The sequence below is a fragment of the Methylobacterium sp. B1 genome (genome assembly GCF_000333255.1).
Taxonomy (GTDB): Bacteria; Pseudomonadota; Alphaproteobacteria; order Rhizobiales; family Beijerinckiaceae; genus Methylobacterium; species Methylobacterium fujisawaense.
On record NZ_BACT01000484.1, the window covers coordinates 1 to 2200 of the forward strand.

2 protein-coding genes are annotated in these 2200 nt (G+C 72.4%); both read left to right on the plus strand.

The window, feature by feature from the left end:
- The first annotated feature begins 71 nt into the window (after positions 1 to 71).
- Entirely contained in the window at positions 72 to 1079 is a 1008-nt protein-coding gene (locus tag I53_RS14180; protein ID WP_043351755.1) for a YVTN family beta-propeller repeat protein, read from the plus strand.
- A gap of 328 nt (positions 1080 to 1407) precedes the next feature.
- A partial coding sequence (locus tag I53_RS14185) for an FMN-binding protein (protein WP_043351757.1) occupies positions 1408 to 2200 on the plus strand: 793 nt, incomplete at its 3' end.

Consider the following 2200-nt stretch of genomic DNA (forward strand, 5'->3'; position numbering starts at 1 on the left):
GCACGGAACTCGACACCCTCGGCCTCGACGAGCCCGAGAAGTGCCTGCCGCGCCTTCTCGGGGACACCAGGATGAGCCGGCCCGCCGCCCTCGCGCTGCTCCTTTGCCTCGCAGGCCCCGCGCGGGCCGAGGAGATCTTCGTCTCGAACGAGCGCGACAACACCGTCTCGGTGATCGACGGCGACAGCCTGGAGGTGCTGCGCACCTTCCCGGTCGGCCGTCGGCCCCGCGGGCTGACCTTCTCGCAGGATGGGCGGGCCCTCTACGTCTGCGCCAGCGATTCCGATGCCGTGCAGGTGATCGATCCGGATACCGGCGAGGTGCGGCACAACCTGCCCTCCGGCGAGGATCCGGAGCAGTTCGCCCTGGCGCCGGACGGGCGCACCCTGTTCATCGCCAACGAGGAGAACGCCACCACCACGGTGGTCGACGCGCAGAGCCGCAAGGTGCTGGCGCAGATCGATGTCGGCATCGAGCCGGAAGGCGTCGCGGTGAGCCCGGACGGCCGCACCGCCGTCACGACCTCCGAGACCACCAACATGGTCCACTGGATCGATACCAAGAGCCTGGCGGCGGTGGACGCCACGCCGGTCGGCCAGCGGCCGCGCTTCGCCGCCTTCACGGCGGACGGGGCCCGGCTCTGGGCATCCTCGGAGATCGGCGGCACCGTGTCGGTGATCGACGTCGCCACCCGCCAGGTGATGCGGACGATCGAGTTCGCCGTGAAGGGGATCGCGGCCGACCGGATCCAGCCGGTGGGCATCCAGCTTTCGAAGGACGGGCGCCACGCCTTCGTGGCTCTGGGGCCGTCCGACCGGGTCGCGGTGGTGGACACCGCGACCTATGCGGTCGAGAGCTACATCCTGGTCGGCCGCCGGGTCTGGCAGCTCGCCCTGAACGCGGCCGGCACGCGGCTCTTCGCCACCAACGGCGTCTCCGGCGACGTGACGGTGATCGACGCCGCGACGTTCAAGCCGATCAAGACCGTGAAGGTCGGCCGCTTCCCCTGGGGCGCGGCGGCGCGGCCGATGACGCCCGCGCAGGCGCCGGATGGGCGCGCCGCCGGTGCGGTGCCGTGAATCTTCCGCGATTGCGCATGGCCGCATCTCCCGCTCCCGTGAGGGCGATCGGATCCACGCATCGGCAGCGGCGACGCGGCTACGGGACGGAGCGCGGGTCCCCTCTCCCGTGCGGGAGAGGGACAGGGTGAGGGACGTGCGGCATCCGGATGAGGCGCAGCGGACCCGCACGTCGACGGCGTGCTCCATGTTGGACGTTCCGATCCCTCACCCCAACCCTCTCCCGCACGGGAGAGGGGGCCCGTCGCGCTCTGCCGCCAGCGGCCGTGTTCAACCCGGATGCGTGACCGACGCTGCCAGGGGCGGGGGCAGGCGGAAGGCCCGGCCGATGCGGTGCGGAGCGTCTCCGCAGCCGCCCGCGCCTCGGGCCGCGGTGGGTGGTGGCCGGGGCGCGGGCCTGCTCCTGCGCGCCGCATTGCTGCTTCTCGCTGTCCTGGTCGCGCACCCCGCCGCCGCCGGCCAGCTCGATCGGGCCGCCCTCGAACGACACTTCCCGCCTCCGCTGGTCGTCGGCGAGAAGGACGACAGGCTCCCGGTCTGGCCCATCCTGAAGCAGCAGGCCGGGTCCTACGAGGTCTTCGCCTACGCCTTCGAATCCGTCGATCTCGCGCCGATCCCCGGCTTCGGCGGCACGCCTCCCGACCTGCTGATCGCGCTCGCCCCCGACGGCACCTTCCGGGACGTGACGGTGCTCTCGCATCACGAGCCGGTCTTCCTCGAAGGCCTAGGCCCGGAGCCGCTCTTCGCCTTCGTCGAGCAGTATGCGGGCCTCTCGGCCCGGCAGGCGATCCGGGTTGGCCGGCCGAACGCGCGGGCCGCCGGCGCCGCGCCCCAGACCACGGTGGACGGCATCTCCATGGCCACCGCCTCGACCCGGGTGATCAACCAGTCGATCCTCGCCTCGGCCCTGGCGGTCGCCCGCGCGAAACTCGGCTTCGGAGCGGCCAATGTCGGCTTTGAGGTCGAGGCCAGGCCCGATCTCTACCAGCCTCTGGCCNTGGNCNNGACTCTCGCCCGCGGCTGGGTGAGGCGGCTGAACGTGACGAACGCCGATGCCGCGTCGGCCTTCANGGGCACGGGCGTGGCGGACCCGTCCGAGGGACCGCCCCGATGCGCCCTGA